Source organism: Bacillus sp. TL12, from assembly GCF_022625245.1.
Taxonomy (GTDB): domain Bacteria; phylum Bacillota; class Bacilli; order Bacillales; family Bacillaceae_G; genus Bacillus_A.
In genome coordinates this window covers 1-2,650 of record NZ_JAJJBY010000118.1, presented here as the reverse complement: position 1 = coordinate 2,650, position 2,650 = coordinate 1, and the positions used below count along the sequence as shown (strand labels likewise).

The window sequence follows — 2,650 nt, the reverse complement described above, 5'->3', positions numbered from 1 at the left end:
CCGTTAAACAAAAAACTATGTATACCGTATTCATGTAAGGTTAACATAACGCACAATTATCGGTACTGAAAAAGGATCTTTGATTGAAGATCCTTTTGTGCTGCTTATTGAACAATCGCGCCAATTCTTGAATATCACTATTTTGAAATCCAAAGGTTAAATGGCAGAATGTCCGCAGTTTATTTTTTTCTTTTTTAATCTCTTTACAAGAGTTAAATAAACAAAAATGCTTAATATCATTAAGATAAAAGTAACATTTTGTGCTATGCCAACCATATCCCCCCAGCTTCTTGTACCATTTACAAACAACTGCAATATTAGGCCTGAAAGTAAAATGAGTAATACATACGGTGTTTTTTTTAATAAAAATCCAACAATTCCACCAAAGATACCACCGACAGTTGATCCTCCGTACCAAGATACAAATATAATTACCATCTCTTTAAATGATAATTGTATTTGTACATCTGTATAAAAATTGCTAATCACGAAATAAAACGAAATTGCAGTCAATGTATAAATGGTACCAAGTAATGCAGCACCTTTAATGTCTTTAGCAAATAAATACCCAATAAGCATGGCATATATAAACCACATCGGTAAGGAATTAATCATTACTGCAAGATAGGATATAAAGAATTTAATAACTGTTACACCATCACCTAAATATGGTAGATTATCAGAAACAACAGATAAATAAGCAACAACAAAACCTAAGATGAGTGTAAAAATAATAAATCTTTTCCAATCTATTCTATTTTCATGACTCTTTTCCAAAAAATCTCCTCCTATTCCGTTGTACTACTATTAATAATTCCAATTATTTCAAAAAAATATCATTTTCACAATACGTTATTCCAGAATTTGGCCCTTTAGTTAAAGAAGATCCGAAAGGATTGAATGCATACTCTATACAAATTCAGTTAACATAACGTAAAAAAATTATCCGTAGCAAGGAAAAGGCGGATCTCTAATCTCACAAGGAATCCGCCTTTTTCTTTTTCTATGACTCTATTCATTTTTTATACAATCCTATTCTGGCGTGGGTTTCAGAGTACCCGTTTGTTATTGGATTGACTGAAAAACTGTATAAAATCTTGCATGCTCTTAGCGTGGGTTTTTTCCGAAATGCTGGCGGTACCCTATGTCCATCAGGCTAAGAAAAGAAAATCATAACCCATAAAGAAAAAGAACCTGCTTGAATGCAGATTCCTTCCGATAATGATCTATGTAAGTAAGACACGAAAATATGATACAATGCATTAGAAATGAATTCAAGTATAAAAAGAACCCGTTGAAGTTCGGGTCCTTTCAGAAGTGATGATGTTTTCTCTGTTTCAAATAGAGAAAAAATACAAAAATATAATACATCTAAGTATAGAAAATTTCAATATGAATAAATGGATTTTTTAAGAGATACTAAAAAAATAAATCGCTCACTTTTATCAATTCACATAATTTTTGAAATTTAATTCTTCAATTGTTAATATTTGTTATATAATAGACCTATCAAGAAACATCCCTATGTTTTTCTAATATGCTTGTTAAGATAGTTTGTGTTACCCTTTTTGTCACCTTACCTTAAAAAGAACTTGTAGCAATCACTACAAGTTCTTTTTGTTTTTCTAATCGTACATGGACAGAAGATAACGGTGTGACGGTACCCCATAGCTATCAACTTAAGAATTTCGTTGTTTTCCAAAACGAAAAAACAAGCTTTTTGTTACAAGTTAGCACAAAATTTCGTTCTGGGGGTACTATAAAATTTTAGCTTGATGACTATGGGGTCACCATATCAAAAAAGAAAATTATAAGTTAAGACAATTTTTTAGTTAAATAACGGGTACTAACGGCATTTTATACGCTAAGAATATGCAGGATTTCATGCAAGCTACGAGAACGGTTTGAACTGCCAAATGCTGTTGTGACAGAGCTGTATGAAATCTTGCATACAGAAAAGGAGCGGAAAGCTAGAAAACTCTTGTTATGAATAGATTTCTGGGATTTGATTACTACGGATAATGGGACGTTATGTCAACCAAGCATGAATATCCTATACATCTAAAAATCTTAATGAGCCAGTTCTCTCAAATGTTACAATTAGAAAAATAATATTGAAGAAACAAAAATCAAATATCTATAATTTAAGGAGTGAAGTTATGATAAGTGTTCACGATAATACAATTGTTTCATACCAAGTTAATCTTGAGAAAGAAGAAATTCGTATTCACACTCTTACTGAATCAGGAGACAATGTATATATAGTTTTTTCAGGTGTCCTAGCACATTTTTTTGAAATCCAAATAAGTAACAGCATTATTTTTAATATAGACGAAGATCCACTTCCAGATTTTTTTAAAGAAAATAAGAAATTATTAGAGCAACAAAAAAATTATTGTTGGCCAATATGTTATGACAATATTAAAGAATTAGAGGATACATTGATAAAAGAGAATTATTTTTATTACAACATTTGTGCATCTTATGGTCTAAGTGGTTGGGTGTTAGCTAAAAAACTTGAGATATTAGACTCTTATTAAATTAATGATGGTTTTAAATGTACTTCCAATAACAAAAATTATGTTAAACGTAAAGCCGTCCATCAGGACGGCTTTTGTACTTTTTGACTAACGTGTTTTTTCAAAAATGC

At 30.7% G+C, this 2,650-nt stretch carries 2 protein-coding genes; one reads left to right on the top strand and one right to left on the bottom strand.

Annotated elements, in window-relative coordinates; all coding sequences use genetic code 11:
* Positions 1–156: 156 nt before the first annotated feature.
* The gene (locus LOK41_RS27760) at positions 157–777 is read right to left on the bottom strand and encodes a hypothetical protein (RefSeq protein ID WP_241819319.1); all 621 of its coding nucleotides are present in this window, start codon (positions 775–777) and stop codon (positions 157–159) included.
* Positions 778–2,159: 1,382 nt separating this feature from the next.
* Here LOK41_RS27760 and LOK41_RS27755 point away from each other — a divergent pair.
* Positions 2,160–2,540, top strand: coding sequence for a hypothetical protein (locus tag LOK41_RS27755; protein WP_241819318.1), 381 nt, complete (start codon positions 2,160–2,162; stop codon positions 2,538–2,540).
* Positions 2,541–2,650: the final 110 nt, after the last annotated feature.

Coding starts and splice junctions, on each gene's coding strand:
- LOK41_RS27755 (WP_241819318.1), top strand. CDS start 2,160: ATGATAAGTGTTCACGATAATACAATTGTTTCATACCAAGTTAATCTT.